This window comes from Pontimicrobium sp. IMCC45349, assembly GCF_047219225.1.
Classification (GTDB): domain Bacteria; phylum Bacteroidota; class Bacteroidia; order Flavobacteriales; family Flavobacteriaceae; genus IMCC45349.
This window is the reverse complement of sequence record NZ_CP178208.1, coordinates 300,337-322,611: the sequence shown is the minus strand read 5'-3', so window position 1 is coordinate 322,611 and position 22,275 is coordinate 300,337. Positions and strand designations below refer to the sequence as shown.

Annotated in this window: 13 protein-coding genes; 3 read left to right on the top strand and 10 right to left on the bottom strand. The window is 32.4% G+C overall.

Going from position 1 to position 22,275, the window contains the following annotated elements; all coding sequences use genetic code 11:
* Positions 1-9 precede the first annotated feature (9 nt).
* The 7 genes from ACLII3_RS01505 to ACLII3_RS01475 all read right to left on the bottom strand — a co-directional run bounded on the left by ACLII3_RS01505 (position 10) and on the right by ACLII3_RS01475 (position 10,656).
* The gene (locus ACLII3_RS01505; protein WP_412985909.1) at positions 10-1,812 is read right to left on the bottom strand and encodes an acyl-CoA dehydrogenase family protein; all 1,803 of its coding nucleotides are present in this window, start codon (positions 1,810-1,812) and stop codon (positions 10-12) included.
* Positions 1,813-1,837: 25 nt separating this feature from the next.
* On the bottom strand, positions 1,838-3,028 hold the full coding sequence (locus ACLII3_RS01500; protein ID WP_412985908.1) for an acetyl-CoA C-acyltransferase: 1,191 nt from the start codon (positions 3,026-3,028) through the stop codon (positions 1,838-1,840).
* A 3-nt stretch (positions 3,029-3,031) separates the two neighbouring features.
* Complete coding sequence (locus tag ACLII3_RS01495; RefSeq protein WP_412985907.1) at positions 3,032-5,437, bottom strand: 3-hydroxyacyl-CoA dehydrogenase NAD-binding domain-containing protein; 2,406 nt, start codon at positions 5,435-5,437, stop codon at positions 3,032-3,034.
* Positions 5,438-5,442: 5 nt separating this feature from the next.
* Positions 5,443-5,892 (bottom strand): MarR family winged helix-turn-helix transcriptional regulator, encoded by a 450-nt coding sequence (locus tag ACLII3_RS01490; RefSeq protein ID WP_412985905.1) that lies wholly within the window; start codon positions 5,890-5,892, stop codon positions 5,443-5,445.
* A gap of 228 nt (positions 5,893-6,120) precedes the next feature.
* Entirely contained in the window at positions 6,121-7,893 is a 1,773-nt protein-coding gene (locus ACLII3_RS01485; RefSeq protein ID WP_412985904.1) for an AMP-dependent synthetase/ligase, read from the bottom strand.
* Positions 7,894-7,967: 74 nt separating this feature from the next.
* Positions 7,968-9,284: a sensor histidine kinase gene (locus ACLII3_RS01480; RefSeq protein WP_412985902.1), complete on the bottom strand. Its 1,317-nt coding sequence runs from the start codon at positions 9,282-9,284 to the stop codon at positions 7,968-7,970.
* Between the two features lies 1 nt (position 9,285).
* On the bottom strand, positions 9,286-10,656 hold the full coding sequence (locus tag ACLII3_RS01475) for a sigma-54-dependent transcriptional regulator (protein ID WP_412985900.1): 1,371 nt from the start codon (positions 10,654-10,656) through the stop codon (positions 9,286-9,288).
* A 217-nt stretch (positions 10,657-10,873) separates the two neighbouring features.
* Here ACLII3_RS01475 and ACLII3_RS01470 point away from each other — a divergent pair, with 217 nt between their 5' ends.
* The 3 genes from ACLII3_RS01470 to ACLII3_RS01460 all read left to right on the top strand — a co-directional run bounded on the left by ACLII3_RS01470 (position 10,874) and on the right by ACLII3_RS01460 (position 15,274).
* Positions 10,874-12,061 (top strand): efflux RND transporter periplasmic adaptor subunit, encoded by a 1,188-nt coding sequence (locus ACLII3_RS01470; protein ID WP_412985898.1) that lies wholly within the window; start codon positions 10,874-10,876, stop codon positions 12,059-12,061.
* A 70-nt stretch (positions 12,062-12,131) separates the two neighbouring features.
* Positions 12,132-12,833, top strand: coding sequence for an ABC transporter ATP-binding protein (locus tag ACLII3_RS01465; protein ID WP_412985897.1), 702 nt, complete (start codon positions 12,132-12,134; stop codon positions 12,831-12,833).
* Positions 12,834-12,871: 38 nt separating this feature from the next.
* A complete protein-coding gene (locus ACLII3_RS01460; RefSeq protein WP_412985896.1) occupies positions 12,872-15,274 on the top strand; it encodes an ABC transporter permease in 2,403 nt (800 codons plus the stop codon).
* A gap of 78 nt (positions 15,275-15,352) precedes the next feature.
* Here the strand turns inward: ACLII3_RS01460 and purL are convergent, their stop codons facing one another.
* The 3 genes from purL to ACLII3_RS01445 form a co-directional block, all read right to left on the bottom strand.
* Positions 15,353-19,015, bottom strand: coding sequence for a phosphoribosylformylglycinamidine synthase (purL, locus tag ACLII3_RS01455; RefSeq protein ID WP_412985895.1), 3,663 nt, complete (start codon positions 19,013-19,015; stop codon positions 15,353-15,355).
* Between the two features lie 144 nt (positions 19,016-19,159).
* Positions 19,160-21,022 carry an endonuclease gene (locus tag ACLII3_RS01450; RefSeq protein WP_412985894.1) on the bottom strand — a complete coding sequence of 621 codons (1,863 nt, stop codon included), beginning with the start codon at positions 21,020-21,022 and terminating at the stop codon, positions 19,160-19,162.
* 15 nt (positions 21,023-21,037) lie between these two features.
* Positions 21,038-22,252, bottom strand: a complete 1,215-nt coding sequence (locus ACLII3_RS01445) for an RsmB/NOP family class I SAM-dependent RNA methyltransferase (RefSeq protein ID WP_412985893.1) — start codon at positions 22,250-22,252, stop codon at positions 21,038-21,040.
* Positions 22,253-22,275 lie beyond the last annotated feature (23 nt).

The window sequence follows — 22,275 nt, the reverse complement described above, 5'->3', positions numbered from 1 at the left end:
AATATTTGCTTAAAAACAATATTTGTTTTCAGATGCAACTTTGTCAGCAATTGTAGTACGTAATGCTACTACGTTTGGCTGATTTGTATATTTTGTAAATCGTTTTAATCCCATAAGCATCATGCGTTGTTCATCACCTTCTGCAAAGGATACAATACCTTCTTTAGCATTTTTAATTACGATATCAACAGCATTGTATAAATACAATTGTGCCATTGCTATTTGATGTTTTTGAGAGTCTTCTCCAAAACGTTTTGCATTTTTCTCAGTTCTTAATATTGCCGATTCTGCCATATAAATCTCTATTAAGATGTTTGAAGCAGCCATTAATAGCTGTTGGTGTTCTTCTAATTGAGGTCCATATTTTTGAACTCCAGCTCCAGCAACCATTAAGAAAACTTTCTTAAGTTTTGCAATCATTTCTTTTTCTTCAGAAAATAGTTCTGAATAATCTGGAGTGTCAAATGAAGGAATTCCCATTAATTCTTCTTGAACAGCCATGGCAGGACCTAGTAAGTCTACATGACCTTTCATAGCTTTTTTAACTAACATACCAACAGAAAGCATTCTGTTAATTTCGTTTGTCCCTTCATAAATCCTAGCAATACGAGCATCTCTCCAAGCTGCTTCCATTGGTGTTTCTTTAGAGAATCCCATTCCTCCAAAAATCTGGATACCTTCATCTGCACAGTCTTGCACATCTTCAGATACTGCAACCTTTAAGATTGAGCACTCAATAGCATATTCTTCAACACCTTTAAGTTCTGCTTCTTGATGCGAGTTTCCAGCAGCTTGACGTAACTCAATACGATCTTCAATGTTTTTTGCTGTCCTGTATGAAGCAGATTCACCTACATACGTATTAGTGGCCATTTCAGCTAATTTATACTTAATAGCACCAAACTCAGAAATAGGTGTTTTGAATTGTTTTCTAGCTGTAGCATATTCTGTAGCATAACTAGTTATACGTCTTTGTGAGTCTAAACAAGCAGCAGCTAATTTAATACGACCAACGTTTAAGGCATTCATGGCTATTTTAAAACCTTCACCTCTTTGTGCCAACATATTTTCAACAGGCACTTTAGTATCATTGAAAAAGACTTGACGTGTTGAAGAAGCATGAATTCCTAGTTTATCTTCTTCTTCACCTAAAGTAATACCGTTTTCAGGATTGTTTTCTACTATAAAACCAGTTATGTTTTTGTCATCTTCTATACGAGCAAAAACAATTAATAGGTTTGCAAATCCAGCATTTGAGATCCACATTTTTTGACCGTTGATTACATAGTGTTTTCCATCTTCGGTAAGAGCTGCTGTGGTTTTACCTGAATTAGCATCACTACCAGCTCCAGGTTCGGTTAAACAGTAAGCTCCAAACCATTCTCCAGAAGCTAATTTTGTTACATATTTTTGTTTTTGTTCTTCGGTTCCATATAGTGTAATTGGCATAGTCCCAATTCCTGTATGAGCTCCAAAAGCAGTACTAAATGAACCTGTACCACTAGAAATATAGTCACATACCAACATAGTAGAAACAAAGCCCATGTCCATTCCACCATAAGCTTCTGGAACAGCAACGCTTAAAAACCCTAACTCTCCAGCTTTACGCATTACTTCTTCAGTATAAGCGTAATCTTTCTTTTCGAAACGTTCACGATGTGCAATAATCTCACGATCATTAAACTCCATTACAGCATCTTTCATCATATTTTGCTCTTCTGAAAAATCTTCAGGAGTAAAAACGTCTTCACATTTCGTTTCTTTTACAAGGAATTGTCCTCCTCTTAATAGTTCTTTTTCTTTTGTTTCCATTGCTTTATGTGTTTGGGTGTTTCTTTTAGTTTAAAAATTCAAAAATTCCTGCAGCACCTTGTCCAGTACCAACGCACATGGTAACCATGCCATATTTTCCTTGCATATTACGTTTACGCATTTCATCAAATAATTGTACTGACAGTTTCCCTCCAGTACAACCCAGTGGATGTCCAAGTGCAATTGCGCCACCATTAACATTAATGATATCTGGATTTAAATCTAATTCTCTAATTACTGCTAAAGATTGAGAAGCAAACGCTTCATTTAACTCAATAAGCTCTACGTTATTTTGTTGTAAACCTGCTTGTTTTAAGGCTTTTGGAACTGCAGCTACAGGTCCAATCCCCATAATTTTAGGAGGAACACCAGCAGCAGCATAACTTACTAATCTTGCTTCAGGTTCAATACCCAATTCTTTGACCATATCTTCACTCATAACCATGACAAACGCAGCGCCATCACTAGTTTGCGATGAGTTTCCTGCTGTTACTGAACCATTAGCAGCAAAAACTGGACGTAATTTTGCTAAAGCTTCAACACTAGTACCTCTACGAGGACCTTCGTCTTTGGTAACTGTATAACTTCTAGTAGCACGTTTACCTTTAGCATCAATGTATGTTTCTTCTACATTAACTGGAGCAATTTGGTCTTGAAAACGGTCACTATCTAAAGCTTTTAAAGCTTTCATGTGTGATTCGTAAGCAAATTTATCTTGATCTTCTCTTGAAATATTATATTGTTGAGCAACAGCTTCTGCTGTATTTCCCATTCCCCAATAATAGTCTTCGTGACCAGCGTTTACTAAATCGTAATTTAATTCTGGTTTAAATCCTGTCATTGGCACAGAACTCATACTTTCAGTTCCTCCTGCAATGATACATTCTGCCATTCCTGATTGGATTTTAGCAACTGCCATTCCAATTGTTTCTAATCCAGAAGAACAAAAACGGTTTACAGTTACTCCAGGAACATCTACAGAATCTAATCCTATTAAAGAAATGATTCTTGCCATGTTTAATCCTTGTGAACCTTCTGGCATTGCATTACCAACTATAACATCATCAATTCGTTTTACATCAAACTCTGGTAATTTTCCCATCATATATTTGATGGTTTCAGCAGCTAATTCGTCAGCTCTTTTAAATCTGAACACACCTTTTTTAGACTTTCCTACGGCTGTTCTATATCCTTTTACTATATATGCTGTTTTCATCTTTTAGTTTCTTAACGGTTTACCAGTTTTTAACATATGCTGAATTCTTTCTAAGGTCTTACGTTCTGTACATAGACTTAAGAAAGCTTCTCGCTCAATATCTAATAAGTATTGTTCAGTAACTTTTGTTGGTTCTGATAAATCTCCTCCAGCCATTACATAGGCTAGTTTATTTGCAATTTTTTGATCGTGTTCTGAAATGTATTTTGAAGCATTCATAGCATCTGTTCCTACCAAGAACATACCTAATGCTTGTTTACCTAATACTAAAATGTCATCACGTTTTACAGGTTGTGTATATCCAGTATCAGCCATTAATTTGGCATGTGCTTTAGCAGTTGCAATTTGTCTGTCTTTATTCACAACAACTACATCTTTTCCTTTTTGAAGTATGTTAGTGTCAAAAGCTTCATAAGCTGAAGTAGCTACTTTTGCCATACCAATGGTTAAGAAATGCTCTTGTAAAACATTCAATTGTACATCTCCTTTGTGGAATAAATCTTGGGCTCTTAAAGTCATTTCTTTAGAACCTCCACCACCAGGAATTACACCAACTCCAAATTCTACTAAACCAATATAAGTCTCTGCGGCAGCAACGACTTTGTCTGCATGTAAAGATAACTCACATCCACCTCCAAGTGTCATTCCGTGAGGTGCAGCAACCGTTGGAATAGAGGAGTAGCGCATACGCATCATGGTGTCTTGGAAGTACTTGATAGCCATGTTCAACTCGTCATATTCTTGCTCAACTGCCATCATAAAAATCATTCCGATATTTGCACCTACAGAGAAGTTAGCACCTTGATTTCCTATGACTAAACCTTCAAAGTCTTTTTCAGCTAGATCCACTGCTTTGTTTAATCCAGCTAAAACATCACCACCAATGGTGTTCATTTTAGATTGGAATTCACAGTTTAAGATTCCATCGCCTAAATCTTCAATAACAACACCTGAATTTTTAAATACTTCATTTGACTTTCTAATGTTATCTAGAATAATGAACGCATCTTGTCCAGGTTTTTTAGTTTGTTGTTTTGATGGAATGTCATAATAATACGTTGCACCATTGTCCACAGTATAGAACGAAGCACTTCCTGAAGCAATCATGTCATTAACCCAAGCTGCTGGCTGTAAACCTTCAGCTTTCATAATTTCGATACCTTTTTCAACTCCAATAGCATCCCAAATTTGGAAAGGCCCATGTTCCCAACCAAATCCAGCTTTCATAGCATCATCAATTTTATATAATTCATCAGTGATTTCAGGAATTCTGTTTGATACATATTGGAACATTGCTGCGAAATTCTTTCTATAAAATGCTCCAGCTTTATCTTTTCCACTAACTAGAATTTTAAATCTATCGATAACCTTATCAACAGTTTTAGTTAATTCTAAAGTGGCAAAAGAAGCTCTCTTTTTAGAACGATATTCTAAAGTGTCTAAATCCAATGATAAGATTTCTTTCTTCCCATCATTAACAACTTTCTTGTAGAACCCTTGCTTCGTTTTGCTTCCTAACCAGTTGTTTTCCATCATGGTGTTGATGAAATCTGGGAGTTTAAATAATTCATGAGCCTCATCATCAGGACAGTTGTCATAAATCCCATTTGCAACATGAACTAAAGTATCTAATCCAACCACATCAACTGTTCTGAAGGTTGCCGATTTTGGGCGCCCAATAACAGGTCCTGTTAATTTATCAACTTCCTCTATAGTCAGTCCTAATTCTTTAACTTGATGGAAAAGAGATTGAATTCCAAAAATTCCAATTCTATTTCCAATAAACGCAGGTGTATCTTTAGCTATTACAGACGTTTTTCCTAGGAATTGCTCTCCATAACCATTTAAGAAATCTAAAACGTCTTGAGAGGTTTGTGGTCCTGGAATAATTTCAAATAACTTAAGGTAACGTGCAGGATTGAAGAAGTGAGTTCCACAGAAGTGCTTTTGGAAATCTTCACTACGACCTTCGCTCATAAATTTGATAGGAATTCCAGAGGTGTTAGAAGTGATTAAGGTTCCTGGAGTTCTGTATTTTTCAAGATTCTCAAAAACCATTTTCTTGATATCTAAACGCTCTACAACAACTTCAATAATCCAATCTACATCTTTAACCTTTGCGATATCATCCTCTAAATTTCCAGTAGTAATTCTACTTGCAAATTTTTGATGATAGATAGGAGAGGGTTTAGATTTTAAAGCACCTTTAAGAGAATCGTTTACTAAACGATTTCTTACGGCTTTATCTTCAAGGGTAAGACCTTTTGCTTTTTCGGCATCATTAAGTTCTCTAGGAACAATGTCTAAAAGCAATACGTCAACTCCAATATTGGCAAAATGACATGCAATGCCACTTCCCATAATACCAGAACCAATTACTGCTACTTTTTTAATTCTACGTTTGCTCATTTACTTTACACTCTTTTCTTTTGATTGTATATTTTTTTATTAGAAACCAATTCGTTAATGATTTCTGCTACTTCATAAAAATGGTTCAGTTTTTCTTCTGAAACATGTTTTTTTATTGTTTCATTAAAAGTTAGAACCTTATCTTTAGAATATTCTCTTTTTTCAAGCCCAAATTCTGTTAAGTGTATTAAAACACCTCTACCATCGGCTGGGTTTGGTTTACGCTCTATAAGACCTCTTTCGTCCATAGATTTTAGAATACGTGATAAACTTGTTGCTTCCATTCCCATTTTAGGTCCTAAAGCAGTTGATGGAGTTCCATCTACAGGATCAATGCTTAATAAAGTAAAAGCAGTAGCCATTGTTGCATCAAATTTGGCAGCTTCTTCATTATACATTTTTTGTACTGTTAACCACGTTGTTCTAAGTACATAGTCTATAGTTTTATCTTTCATCTGTTTTGTTTTTTTATTAACTTAGTCAGATGTGTTTTTCTAATCGGTTAATTTTTAGTGTTTTAATGTTTGTTACTCGTGTGAAATAACTGTGAAAGTTCAAATATAATAAATTATACTATGCGCGCATAGTAAATTTATAAAAAATTATGCATGCATAACAATTAAATTGAATTTATTAGTGTTTTGATATAAAAAAACTCCTTAATTTATAAGGAGTTGAGAGGTTTATGGTCTGTAAATTTTTTCAATGAGATGTTTGTACTTCTCTTTAATGACTTTACGTTTCATTTTTAGTGTTGGAGTAAGGTGACCATCATCTATAGTCCAAATATCTGGAGTAAGTTCAAATTTTTTGATTTGCTCCCATTTTCCGAACTTACTATTGCATTCTGAAACTTCTTCTTGAATTCGTTCTATTAGTATAGGGTTTTTTATAATGTCATCGTATGAAGTGAAATCTATATTATCATGTCGTTTTGCCCATTCTTCTATAAACTCTACATTTAATTGGATTAGTGCAGCAGGCATTTTTTCGCCTTCACCAATTACCATTATTTGTTCTATAAATCGAGACTGTTTTAACTGATTTTCTAATAATGAAGGAATAACATATTTACCACCTGATGTTTTAAACATGTCTTTTTTACGATCTGTAATTTTAAGAAATCCATCTGCACATATTTCACCAATGTCTCCTGTATGAAAATAACCGTCTAATAATACTTCTGAAGTTTTTTCAGGATCTTTAAAATACCCTTTCATTACATTTGGACCTTTAACAAGTATTTCACCATCGTTAGCAATTTTAACTTCTACATTGTCTATAACACGACCAACAGTACCTACATTAAAACCACCATTTCTCATGTCGTTAACAGAGATTACTGGTGATGTCTCGGTTAATCCATAACCTTCCATAATAGGCATTTCTGCTGCGGCAAAAATACGTGTAAGTCTAGGTTGTAAAGCTGCACTTCCAGAAACCATTAAATCAAGATTTCCTCCAAGACCTTCTTTCCATTTGCTGAAAATTAATTTTCTAGCTAGACCAAGTTTTTTTTCATACCACCAACCATTTCTACCATAAGGTTCAAATTTTAAACCTACATCTATTGCCCAAAAGAACAGCATCTTTTTTATAAAAGAAAGCTCACTACCTTTAGCTACAATTTTATCATAGACTTTTTCGTAAAGTCTAGGAACTGCTGTCATTACATTTGGTTTAACTTCTTTTAGGTTATCACTCATCTTTTCGATAGACTCAGCAAAGTAAACTTCTACACCACAAAATTGGTATAGATATAAAATCATACGCTCAAAAACATGGCAAACAGGTAAGAAGCTTAGTGATTTTGAATGCCCGTAATCAAATGGTACTCTTTTTTCACTGTCTAAAACATTAGATACAAGGTTGTTGTGAGATAACATAACACCTTTTGGCCTTCCTGTTGTTCCAGAAGTGTAAATTAAGGTAGCTAAGTCACTTGGCTTTACATTGTTTTTTCTATCGTCTAAAACATCTTGATTGCTAGTGTCTTCTCCTAATTTTAAAACTTCTTTCCAGTTTTTTTCATTAGCTACTTCATCAAAAGTATAGACTTCTTTTAATTTTGTATTGCCTTTAATGGCATTTAGTTTTTCGAGAATTTCTGAGTCAGAAACAAAACAATAAGTAGCTTCCGAATGGTTTAGAATATATTCGTAATCTTCTTTTGAAATAGTAGGGTAAATAGGCACGTTTTGTGCACCTACTTGTAGCACACCAATGTCTAAAACATTCCACTCAGTTCTATTGGTAGTTGATATTACTGCTATTTTATCATCAGGTTTAACTCCTAGTCTAAGTAAACCACGACTAATTGTATTAGATAGCTCTACATATTCTTTAGATGAGATAGACTCCCACTTCCCATTGTATTTTGATGTAAATGCTTTTTCTAAATTGAATTTTTCTAATTGGTATTTCGGAAAATCAAAAATTCTTGTTATTTCTGCCATTAATTGTTCTATTTGAAGAACTGAAAAGTATAAAAATTATCTAAGATATCAAATATCAAATGGCAAAAGAACTATTAATTGAATGTAAGGATAAATGTAGTGTCTTTGTTGTTTGATTTAAAATGAATGTTGCCGTTATGTGTTTCCATTATGCTTTTGGTAAGAGTTAAACCAATACCTGAACCATTTTTTCTTGTAGTGAAGTATGGAATAAAAATGTTGTCTTTTATTTCGGCTGGTATACCAATTCCATTATCTTTTATTAGTACTTGAGTCTTTGTATTTACTTTTTGAACAGAAATAGTTAGTGTAGGAGACTCAATGCCATCCAGTGCGTATAAAGAATTTGATATTAGATTTATAATAACCTGTTCAATTTGTTTTTTGTCTATAGTAACTTCTATTGTTGAATCTGACTTGAAGTTGGTTTTAATTTTTTTTGTTTTAAATTCTTGGTCAAATAAGTTAAGTGTACTTGAAATTAAAGAACTCAAATTAGTTATTTCTTTTTGAGGTAAAGGAAGCTCAGCTAATTGCCTATAGGTTTCTACAAATGATGTTAAATGATGAGAGCGTTTTTTTATTATTTGCAAACCAGTAGAAACTTCATCTAAGTTGTCATTATCTATAGAGTCTTCGTGTAATAATGACTCTAAACTTTCAGCTAAACTACTTATGGGAGTAATGGTATTAATAATTTCATGTGACATAACATTCATTAACTTATACCAAGCTTCTTTTTCTTTTTTATCAATTAACTGTTGGATAGTTTCCAAGGATACAATTAAGTATTGATAATTGTTTGTTTGTGTTACAGAGGTTTTTAAAAAGAAGTTCTCGGTTTCTTCATTAATGTTTAGGGATACTACATGTTTCATGTATTTCCATTCTGAAATAAGTTTAGAGAGTGATTGTATTTTATCTTCTAATAAATGCCAATTATAAAATTTAGGAATTTTTAAAAACTCTGTAAAAGCTTTATTGATTTGGAATATTTCAATATTATTATTAGATCCTTTTCTTAAAATTAGAATTCCAATACTTAAACTTTCAATAATATTTGTAAAAATTACAGTTTCAGAAGCTCTTTGTAAGTTTTCTTTTCTTCTTTTTGTTAAAAGCTTTGATGCTTTTATATTAACTGAAGAAGAATGTCTTTTAGTAATTGTATTAGAAAAATCATCGTGGAGTAAACAGTCTATGGTCTTTTCAATATCAGTAAATTGTTTGTTTAAATAGTCTAGGAAAAGAATTATTTGTAGTAGTAATAATAATGTAATGCCAATAGAGGTAATTAGGTAGTCGGTTTTTAAAAAATAATAAATTGTAATACCATTAACTATAATGATAAGCACTCTTAGAATTATATGAACATATTGTACTTTACCCATTTTAAAGATTATGTTTTTCAAGACGTCTATAAAGTGCTGCTCTAGTTAAGCCTAGTTCTTTTGAAGCTTTTGAAATATTACCTTGATGTTTTTCCATTGCTTGTTGTATCAATAATTTTTCAACTTCTTCAAGATTTAAATTATCGATTAAATTACCAGTATTTTTTTTTGTAGAAAAATGAAGGTCTTCTATCTGTACTTCGTTATTGTCTGTAATTATAACTGCTCGTTCAACAATATGTTCTAATTCTCTAATGTTTCCAGGCCAGCTATAATCTTTTAAAGCTAATAAAGACTGTTTGGTAAAGCCGATTATTTGTTTTCGGTAACGTTGATTTAATTTTTTTAAAAAATGAGTAGCTAAAAGTTCAATATCATCTTTTCTATCTCTTAACGGAGGAAGGTTTAATTCTATAGTGTTAATACGAAATAATAAGTCTTGTCTAAAAGATTCTTGTTCAACCATTTCATGAATTGGAGCGTTGGTTGCACAAATAATTCGTACATCAATACTACGTTCTTTACCTTCTCCAAGACGAGTTATTTTTCTATTTTGAATTACTGACAATAATTTAGATTGGAGGTGTAAAGGTAGATTTCCAATTTCATCCAGAAAAATAGTACCACCTTGAGCTAGCTCAAAACGCCCTATACTATCTTTATGAGCATCAGTAAAGGCACCTTTTATATACCCAAAAAGTTCACTTTCAAATAAGTTTTCATTTAAGGCACCAAGATCAACATGAATAAAGGGATAGTTTTTTCTGTTAGATAGCAAATGTATTTCTTTGGCAAATACATATTTACCAGTACCATTTTCACCAAGGATTAAAATATTAGCGTCTGTAGGAGCAACCTTTTGGACTAATTGTTTTGTGTTTTGCATTATTACTGAGCTTCCAATAATGTGTTCGGTTTTTTGATGAAAGTCTTTATTATTTTTATCCTGAACAGATTCTAATTGAATGGTTTTTCTTTTAGAACGTGCTAACTCAACCCCAGCATTAACAATACTGTAGAGTTTTTCTGCATTCCATGGTTTTAAAATAAAATCTGTAGCTCCTTGTTTTATAGCTTCAACAGCAAGGTTAACACTACCAAAAGCAGTCATTAATATTACTGTTGTTTCAGGACTATGTTTCTTTATATGTTTTAGCCAATAAAGCCCTTCTTTACCATCTTCAAATCCAATTCTATAATTCATGTCAAGAAGAACAACATCTATTATGTTATTACTAAGTTGACTATTAATTTGTTTTGGATTGCTAGTGGTTAAAATATTATTAAAGTGTTTTTTTAAACTAATTCTAGCTGAAAAAACAATGTCTTCATCGTCATCAACAATTAATATGGAAGCTTCTTTTTTACGCATATGCATAGTTACATAGTTGTTTGAAAATGAACAAATAAATGTTCGAAAACGAACACTTTTAAATTGCTTATTTTATTTAGTTTATTGATTGTTAGTGTTTTACGTGTTTGTTTTTTATTGGCACGTTTGTGGGCATATGTTTTGTAAATAGTTTCATAAAATGGATAGACAGATTAAGTCAAAAAAAAATAAATCAAAAAAAATGTTGCTTTTTACTTTGGCGATAATTCTATTAAGCGGGTTTATTTTAGCTAATGCTACTAGAAAAAAACAAGTGAACCTTAATGCTAAGGATTTAAAAATAAGTAGAGTCTCTTTGGGTGAGTTTGAAGATGTTATTTTATTTAATAGTGTAGTAGAACCAAGAACTTCGGTTTTAGTAAATGTTATTCAAGGAGGTTCTGTGGCAGAAGTATTTGCTGAAAGTGGTCAAATGATTACTAAAGGCATGCCTCTTTTAAGGGTGTATAATCCTAATGCAGAACTAAATTATTTGACTCAAGAAACTGCTATGATTGAACAAATAAACAACCTTAGAAATATTAGAGTTAGTATTAAGAACCAACAATTAAACTTAGATCAGCAATTATTGAGTATTAGCAATGACTTTGAAAATGCTAATAGACAATACAAGATAGATACTACATTATATACAAAAGGAATTATCGCTAGACTAGATTATGAAAAGACAGTTCAGGAATATCAATTTCAAAAAGAGCGTAATGAAGTAATTAAAAAGAAAGCTTCTGAAGAAAATACAAGTAGAAGTATACAACTAGCACGCGTAAATGAATCTCTAAAAAACATGCAAAAAAGTTTAGAGTTATTGAGAAAGAATAAAGAAAATTTTATTGTTAAAGCACCTGTTGATGGATTATTATCTTCTTTTAATCCAGTTTTAGGAGAAAACTATAATCAAGGACAACCAATAGGGAAAATAGATGTGTTAAATGGATTTAAATTGGTAGCTAATGTGGATGAATATTATATTTCTAAAGTTGATCAAGGAATAAATGGAATTACCAACGTAGATTCTGAAACATATAGTATTGAAATTAAAAAGATTTATCCTGAGGTTGTTCAGGGAAAATTTAAAATAGAAATGCAGTTTAATAATGATTCGATTTTAAAAAATATAAAAAGAGGAATGTCATTAAATACAAAAGTTTTTTTATCTAATAATAGTAAAGCATTATTAGTTGATAAAGGGCAATTTTATAACAATACTAATGGACAATGGGTATTTGTTTTAAATAATAATAATGTAGCAGTAAAGCGGTCAATAAAGATTGGAAGAGAAAACCCTTACTATTATGAAGTATTAGAAGGATTATACGAAGGCGATAAAATTATAACATCCAGTTATGATGATTTTGAAGACGTAGAAGAAATAAACATCAATTAAAGTATGATAATATTAACTATTAATACAGTGTTAAAAATTGTAACATTAATTTTAAACTAAACAAACAGTTATGATAACAATAAGAAACCTCACAAAAATCTACCGTACAGAAGAAGTAGAAACTACAGCATTAAATAAGTTGAATTTAGACGTCAGGCAAGGTGAGTTTGTCTCTATAATGGGAGCCTCAGGATGTGGAAAATCTACTTTACTAAATATTATTGGATTATTAGATTCTCCTAATTCAGGAAGTTACAAGTTTGGTAATGAAGAAGTGTCAAGTTATTCTGAAAAAGAGCGCTCAGGATTACGTAAGGCGAGTATTGGGTTTGTATTTCAAAATTTTAATCTTATCGATGAACTTACAGTATTTGAAAATGTTGAATTACCATTAATTTATAATAATGTAAAATCATCTGAACGTAAAAAGCGTGTTTTAGAAATACTTGAACGTGTTGATATAGCACATAGAGCAAAGCATTATCCTTTACAGTTATCTGGAGGTCAACAACAGCGTGTAGCAGTAGCAAGAGCTTTAGTAACTAACCCTAAACTTATTTTAGCAGATGAACCAACAGGAAATCTTGATAGTAAAAATGGCAATGAGGTAATGGAGTTGTTAACTGAGTTGAATTCATCTGGAACAACAATTGTTATGGTAACTCATTCATCATATGACGCTCAATTTTCTAGTAGAATAATCACTTTAAAAGATGGTATTGTAATTTCTGAACAAGAGAATGAATACAAGATAGATGTGTTAGTAAGTTAAATTTTTCAATCAATCAAAAACGAACAAATATTATAAAGATGATAAAGACATGGTTCAAAATATTTTATAGGAACAGTAAAAAAAACTGGTTACATCTTATTATTAATGTATTAGGATTAACCTTAGGTTTTGCTGGGTTGCTAATTGTATTATTATACCTAAATGATGAGCAAGATTATAACAAATCAAATCCTTTCAAGGATACATCATATAGAGTTATTCATAAAATGCCTGACGGTGAAGTTTGGGATACAAGTACTAGTATAGAAGGTCAGAAATATGTTGATGAAATTCCTGAAATTACAGAAGTGTATTTAAGTGATAGTTGGTATCAAGATTGGGTTGTAAAGGTTGGTGAAAAGCAAGTTTATACACGTAATATGTTAAGAGGAGAACCAAGTTTTTTTGAGTTTTTTCCTTTTAAAGTTATTGAGGGAAGTATAGTAACTTTTAAACAATCTAGGAACCATATTGCTATTTCAGAGAAACAATCAAAAATATATTTTGAAAATAAATCTGCAATAGGTGAAACTATATCCATTAATGGAAAAAGTTATATAGTAACCACAGTTTATAAATTGGAGGGGAAACACTTTTTTATGCCTAGTGCTGTCTATCAAAATAAAAAGGAACCTACTGGGAATTGGGGAAGTTTTTCTAAGAATCTTTTTGTGAAAATACTTGATGGAGCAGATATTACATCTGTTACTAAGAAAGTAAATGAAACTTGGTATAGAAATGCTATTGTACCTGGAGCTAAAAGAGAAGGGATTCCTGTTGATGAGTATAATGAAAAATATGGAACAGAGGCTGTTTTAGAGTCTTTGTCAGATATTAGGTTGCATACCATTGCTGAAGAAGCTGGCCCAGAGGGTAAAGGGAATTATCAATTAATACTTATAATGCTGTCTTTATCTATATTATTAATTATAATTTCCTGTGTAAATTTTATAAACCTTTCTATAGCTTCAGCTACTCAAAGAGCTAAAGAAGTAGGTGTTAAAAAAACATTAGGGTTGTCCAAGTTTTCTCTAATAAAACAGTATACGTTTGAGATTATGTTTCAAGGATTAGTAGCTTATATTTTATCTCTAGCTATGGTAGAACTTTTATTGCCTTCATTTAATGAGTTGATGAATAAAGAGATTTCAATTTTAATTCCTAATTTATTGTCTAAAATTCTTGGTATAGTAGTGTTGGTGTCATTAGCTATAGGAATAATACCAGCTTTATATTTGTCAAAATTTAAAACAGTTGAGGTACTAAAAGGAAATATATCTAGAAGTAAAAAAGGAATTTTTGCAAGAAATATTATGCTAGGTCTTCAGTTTTTAATTTCAGGATTTTTCTTGGTAGGGTCTTTAATAATTTACCAACAAGTAAATTACATGATGAATAAAAACCTTGGATTTGAAGGTGATCAAGTTGTAATCCTACCTATGAACGAATATGAAAATAGGTTCCAAAAGTATTTGTTAGCAAAAAAGGAATTAACTAAGCATCCAAATATTGAAATAGTCACTAGTAATTCAGCGATAATTGGTGGAGGTAGTTCTACATCCACAAATGTAATGTATAAAGATATTTCGGTTCAAACAGAATTAAATGCTATGGATTATGAATATTTAGATATGGTAAATATAGAAATTGCTGAAGGAAGAAACTTGAGGCAAGAACTTGCATCAGATTCTACTACTAGTGTTTTAATAAATGAAACCTTAGCTAAACAATTTAATATCTATAATGATCCAATAGGAAAGAAAATAACCACTGGAGCAAGTGGAGAAGAACCTTTTCAAGTAGTAGGTATGGTAAAGGATTATCATATTGGAGGTTTAGATTCAAAAATACCTCCTATGATATTTTTTCATTGGAACACAATAAATTGGATGAAAGATAACTTTTGGATGATGCAAGTAAAGGTTAAGGGGGATGATATTCCAGAAACACTAGATTTTCTTGAAGATTATTGGGAAAAAAACATAGAACAAGGATATCCTTTTAGTCCAGATTTTATAAATGAACGTTTTGCCAGAACATATAAAAAATACGAGCGTCAAAAAACTTTATTTTTTATACTAACTGCCATAGTTGTTTTAATGTCTCTTCTTGGGCTTTTTGCTTTAGCAACGTTGACTATTCAACAGCGACTTAAAGAGGTTGCTATTCGTAAAACATTAGGAGCTTCGGTAAAAGAAATAATGAGGCAGTTAATAAAAAGTTTTATTAAGATTATACTTATAGCATCTGTGTTTTTAATACCAATAGCATATTATTTTATGCAAAATTGGCTTGATAATTTTGTGTATAGAATAGATATGCCAAAGTTACCATTTGTAATAACACCTATAATATTATCTTTTTTAGTATTTATTGTTGTTGGACTAAAAGCTTATAATGCTACTAAGGTAGATTTAATAAAATATTTGAAGTTTGAGTAAAAAAAAGCCTTAACTAAATTAGTTAAGGCTTTTTTTATGAATATTATTTTATGAAATTTTTGAGACTAGAGCTAATAATTAATGCTTTTCACACCATTCACGAGCATTAACAAACGCTTCTAACCAAGGTGTCACTTCATCTTTACGTCCTTGAGGATAATTAGCCCAATTCCATTGGAACGTTGAACGCTCTATATGTGGCATTGTTACTAAATGACGTCCAGTTGTATCACACATCATGGCTGTGTTAAAATCAGAACCATTTGGGTTATGAGGATATTCTGCATAACCATATTTAGCAACAATCTTGTATTTGTCTTCATTATATGGTAAGTCGAATTTACCTTCTCCATGAGAAATCCAAACACCTAGAGTTGTACCAGCTAGTGTTGATAACATGATTGAGTTGTTCTCTTGAACTTTTACAGATGTAAATGAACTTTCGTGCTTTTGAGAATCGTTATGAACCATCTTGCCATGAACTTCATGTTCTGGATTAATAAGGTCTAATTCCATCCATAACTGACAACCGTTACAAATACCAACAGATAAAGTATCTTTACGTTTAAAGAAATCGTTGATGACTTTATTTGCTTTTTCGTTGTATTTAATAGCTCCAGCCCAACCTTTAGCAGAACCTAATACATCAGAATTAGAGAATCCACCAACAGCACCTAAGAATTGAATGTCTTCAAGTGTTTCACGACCAGAAATTAAATCGGTCATATGTACATCCTTAACGTCAAATCCAGCTAGGTACATTGCATTTGCCATTTCACGTTCGGAGTTAGATCCTTTTTCACGAAGGATGGCTGCTTTTGGTCTTGGTTTTGTTGTATCAATTTCAGGAAGTTTTCCTGTAAAGTGACTTGGGAATGTATATTGTAATCCTTGATTTTTGTAATTGTTGTAACGGTCTTCAGCTAAACCATTAGCAGTTTGCTTTTGGTCTAATAGATATGATGTTTTATACCACATATCTCTTAGACGAGAAACTGTCATTGTAAATACATCAGCTTGATTGATGATGCTTAATACATCAGATTCTGTAACTTTTCCGATGTTGTGGAATTCAATATTAGCATCAGTTAAAACAGATTCAATTGAATTGTCTTTCGCTTGAATTACAATACCAGCATTTTCAGCAAAAAGTACTTTAAATGAATCTTTTTGGTTTAAAGTAGTAATATCTAACTCAGCACCTAGATTCGTGTCAGCAAAACATAATTCTAATAGTGTTGTAATTAATCCTCCAGAAGCTACATCGTGTCCAGCAACTATTTGCTCATTTGCGATTAATTGTTGGATGGTATTGAATACTGTTTTTACATAGTCTGCACTCTTTACATTAGGTGTGTTGCTTCCTATTTTGTTCATGATTTGAGCAAACGAACTTCCACCTAATTTAAAATCATCTTGAGAGATGTTTATATAATAAATATCACCAGCATTCTTTTGGAATACAGGTTCTACCACTTTATTTATATCGTTACAGTTTGCAGCAGCCGAAATAATAACTGTTCCAGGAGCAATCACTTCCTCGTTAGGATATTTTTGCTTCATAGAAAGTGAATCCTTTCCAGTAGGAACATTGATACCTAAATCTATTGCAAATTCAGAAATCGCTTGAACAGCTTCATATAATCTTGCATCTTCACCTTCATTTTTACATGGCCACATCCAGTTAGCAGATAAACTCACACTTTTTAAACCATCTTTTAAAGGTGCCCAAATAATGTTTGTTAATGCTTCAGTTATACTATTTCTACTTCCTGCTTGAGGATTGATTAAACCAGAAATAGGCGAGTGCCCAATTGAAGTGGCAATACCTTCTTTCCCTTTATAATCTAAAGCCATTACACCAACATTGTTTAATGGTAATTGTAATGGTCCAGTACATTGTTGTTTTGCAACTTTGCCGCCAACACAACGGTCTACTTTGTTAGTTAACCAATCTTTACAAGCTACAGCTTCTAGTTGTAAAACTTGATCTAAATAATCATAGAATTTATCAGTGTTATAAGAGATGCCACAATAATTTCTATCGATTGTAGAATCGTTCATTATAGTTTTTGGTGAACTTCCAAACATATCTTCCAATGCTAAATCCATTGGTTTGTGTCCATTGGTTTTAGATTCAAAAGTAAATCTATCATCTCCTGTAACATCACCCACAGTGTACATTGGAGAACGCTCACGCTCAGCAATTTTGTTTAGTGTGTCTATATGTTCTTCAGAAATAACTAATCCCATTCGTTCCTGAGATTCGTTACCTATAATTTCTTTATCTGATAAGGTTGGGTCACCAACTGGTAATTTATCTAAATCAATATTTCCTCCAGTATATTCAACTAATTCTGATAAACAATTAAGATGTCCACCTGCTCCATGATCGTGAATAGAAACGATAAAGTTTTCATTACTTTCAACCATACCACGAATAGCATTGGCAGCACGTTTTTGCATTTCTGGATTAGAACGTTGTACAGCATTTAACTCAATACCTGACTCAAATTCTCCTGTGTCTGCAGAAGAAACAGCAGCGCCTCCCATTCCAATTCGGTAATTTTCACCGCCTAGGATTACTATTTTATCACCTTCTTTCGGTGTGTCTTTTAAAGCTTGGTCAACTTTTCCGTAACCAATACCTCCAGCTTGCATAATGACTTTGTCGAAACCTAATTTGCGAGTATCTTCTTTATGTTCAAAAGTTAAAACAGAACCACAAATAAGTGGCTGTCCAAATTTGTTTCCAAAATCTGAAGCTCCATTTGATGCTTTTATTAGAATATCAATTGGAGTTTGGTATAACCAATCACGCTCAGGAAATGCTTTTTCCCAAGGTCTGTTTTCTTCCAAACGTGAGTACGACGTCATGTAAACAGCGGTTCCTGCTAAAGGTAAAGATCCTTTTCCTCCAGCTAGTCTGTCTCTAATTTCACCACCAGATCCTGTCGCAGCACCATTAAAAGGCTCTACAGTTGTTGGGAAATTGTGTGTTTCGGCTTTTAGTGAGATTACTGAGTCAAACTCTTCTGTAGTATAGTAATCAGGAACATCAGCACGTTTAGGTGCAAATTGTTCTACTTTAGGTCCTTTTATAAAAGCAACATTGTCTTTGTAAGCTGAAACTATATCGTTAGGATTTTGTTTCGATGTTTCTTTAATCATTTTGAATAAAGATGTTGGCTTTTCTTGACCATCAATAACAAAGGTGCCATTAAAGATTTTATGACGACAGTGTTCTGAATTTACTTGTGAGAAACCAAATACTTCAGAATCGGTTAATGGTCTGCCTATTTTTTTGCTAACGCCTTCTAAATATTCAATTTCTTCGTCGCTTAAAGCTAAACCTTCTTGAGTATTGTAAGCGGCAATATCATCTATGTTTAGAATTGCTTCTGGTTCAATATCAATTGTAAAAGTATCCTGATTAAGACTATTGAATTTTTGAGAAATCATTGGGTCGAAGTCTGAAAAATCTTCAGCTATAGTTTGAAATTCTTCAATTCTAATAATTCCAGAAATTCCCATGTTTTGAGTAATCTCTACAGCATTGGTACTCCAAGGCGTAATCATAGCTGCTCTAGGACCAACAAAAAAAGCATCTAGAGATGCTTGTTCTATTTTTGGTTGGTTGCCAAAAAGCCACGTTAATTTTGAGATAGTCTCAGTTGATAATTCTTCTGCTGTTTGTACAGCAAATACGTTGCTGTTTACGTTTCCAAAGAAATGAATCATTATGTGTTAGTTTGTGTTGTGTTTATTAAAGTGCAAATTTAGGTTTTTTCGTTGTATTAGCTATCTAAATTGCAATGTAATTTTTTGAGTTATTCACGAGGTTTTAAACATAAAAAAAGCGACTTAATTAAGTCGCTTTTTAAATTATTGTTTAATCAGTTTTTTGGTGACTGATTGACTATCTGTATTTATCTTTATTAAATAAATGCCTTTGTTTAAATGTGAAACATTTACACCTTTATTATTTTTAGTTGTAGTCGCTAACACTTGTTTACCTAAAACATCATAGATAACAATGTTTAATTCTTTAGTTGTATTAAAGAAAATAGTATTTGTCTTTGCTGGATTTGGATATACTTTAATGGTATTTAAAGTTGGAGTGTCAACACTTAATGTTTGTGTATGTGATCCTAAATCGTCACAATTGTTAGAAGGAAAACTATCCCATTCTGATATTGAGAAAGTTGTATTCGGTCTGTCAATTGTAGGTTTTCTTACTAAAGTTGTATTTTGAGCATAGTTAGAGCTACTGTAAAAATCTCCTAAAATATCTATAAGTACACCGTTTTTAAATAATCCAATAGCATCATTTCCATTAAATGATGTAATGGCATTATGTAAGTGGTCGTACTCTGAAGTACAAACATTGGATCCTCCGTTTGCAACTACATAAACATTTTGATTTGCTAATTGTGATGTATTGAAGTTGTATGGAGTTCCCCAAGAAGCATTACCATTTGTACTTAGTCTAATAGTATATGCAGAAAGATTTACTGCACTACCTGTAAAGTTAGCTATTTCAAGCACCTTGTTACTACCGCTTCCTTCAATGTATTCGGAGAAAAATAAATCTATTTCTCCAGAAGAACCATTGTCGGTTGTTGTTTCACAGTCTTGATTTGAAACTGTAGAAACATTATTACTAGTATCTCTTGCGTAAACAGTAAAACAGTAATTAGTATCAGGAGATAAACCAAATACTGTAAAAGAAGTGTTAGATGTTGTATGCGTATTTACATTATCAATGTAGATATCGTATTCTTCTACCGCAACATTATCGGTTGAAGCTGTCCAAGTTAAATCTATTGTAGTATCAGTTGGATTTGAAGCTGTTAAGTTTGTTGGAGCAGTAGGTGCTTCAGTATCTGGAGTTGGGTTCCAAATCATGTTCGCGTATTCTGGATGGTCAACAAATGGATTTGCATTTCCTTGAAAGTTATATGCTTCATCGTTTCTAGCACGTTCTCTATCGTCAACAGGATCTACATTGTAATGCCAATCTAGAAGAACTTCAATAGCCCAGTTATGAAATACTTGGTCTTCTGTTCCGTTAAACATATCAAAGCTTGTATAGCCATCAACAGTGTTTTCATATCTAACTGCAAAGTATAATAAAGCTCTAGCAATGTCTCCTTTAAACTCATCAATTGGTTCAAAAACAGTTCCTGAGTAACCAACCATATCACTAGAACCTCTTTTAGAGCCATTAAGAGAAGTCCAGTTTGCAGATGCTACATTTCCAAAAGGTAATGAACCTCTAAAGTTATTTACACGTCCATCAGTTGGAATTACATGGTGAATATCACTTTGCATTGGGAAATTACTGTTGAAAGATGATTGAGGCACTAGATGTTCTCTGTTATAGCAGTCTCCTTCAGAGTTTTGGTTTCCACATTGATCATTTCCATGTGTGTAATTATAAGGGTCTGAACCAGATGGGTTTTCTGAATAAAAATCTAGAATTGTTCCATCGTTTTCATAGTTAGTTCCCCCAGTTACGTTTACATCAGAATGTGTGTCGATATAACCTTGAGATCCACTTACGCCATTACCATCATATAATTGGTCGTAAGTTCTGGCAGTATGACCATTTGCAGTAATGTTTCTTAACTCCGTTTTTAAAGTAAAACCAGTTAAGCCATTTGCAGAATCGTAATAATTTGCAGGAATTTGAGCGAAACTATTTGCTGCTATAAATAATGCTATTAAAGTGTAAAAATGTTTCATTAATATTGTTTGGGATTATTGTTTTCTTTCTAATAGTGCCATGTAAAATCCGTCGTATCCAGATTCATGTGCTAAAACTTTTTTGTCTTTTATAAAGTTAAATTCCTTTCCAAAATCGGTTTTTAAGAAAGCATTTACTTGATTTTGATTTTCTGAAGGTAAAACAGAACAAGTAGCATAAACCAATTTACCACCTGGTTTTACCATTTTAGAATACTGATTTAAAACATCTTGCTGTACAGTACGAATTCTGTCTAAAAATTCTGGTTCTAATTTCCATTTTGCATCTGGATTACGTCTTAAAACTCCTAGCCCAGAACAAGGTGCATCAATTAATACACGATCAGCTTTGTTATGTAACTTTTTTATTGGTTTTGTAGAGTCTATAACCTTTAAGTCTACATTATGCACACCATTGCGTCTTGCTCTAACCTTTAATTTTTTAAGCTTACTTTCATAAATATCCATTGCTACAATTTGTCCTTTATTTTCCATTAAAGAAGCAATGTGTAGCGTTTTTCCACCAGCTCCTGCACAAGTATCTACAACTTTCATGCCTGGTTTTACTTGAAGAAAATCGGCTACTAATTGTGAAGATGCATCTTGTACTTCAAACCAACCATTTTTAAAAGCCTCAGTTTTAAAAACATTAGCGCGCTTGGTTAATTTTAATGCAGATGGATATTGGTCCAGATATTCCGTGTAAATATCTTCAGATTCTAATTTTAATTTTAAATCTTTTTTGTTTGTTTTTAAAGTGTTTACACGAAGAATCACATCGGCTTGTTGGTTTTGTTTAGCAATTTCTTGTGACCATTTTTCTTCACCTAACTCATTAACACCAACTTCATCTATCCAATCTGGAATAGACTCACGATAAATTCTAATTTTTGAGAGCTCATCAAATTTACCTTTAATTTTTCTAGTTGGCGTGTTTTCAAAGTATTTCCAATCTGGAAGTCTAATGCCCTTTAGTGTTGCCCAAACAGCAAATAAACGCCAAGCGTCATCTCGATTAAAAGGTTGTTTTACGTTAGCTATTTCGGCATATAAACGTTTCCAACGTACAATGTCGTAAGTGGTTTCGGCTACAAAGGCACGATCCCGACTTCCCCAACGTTTGTCTCTTTTTAGGAGTTTTTGCACTACTTTATCGGCATATTCACCTTCATTGAAAATGTCTAGTAAGCCATCAATTACTGCAAAGCATAAGTTTCTGTGTAAACGCATAAAAAAAAATTAAGCATGCAAAG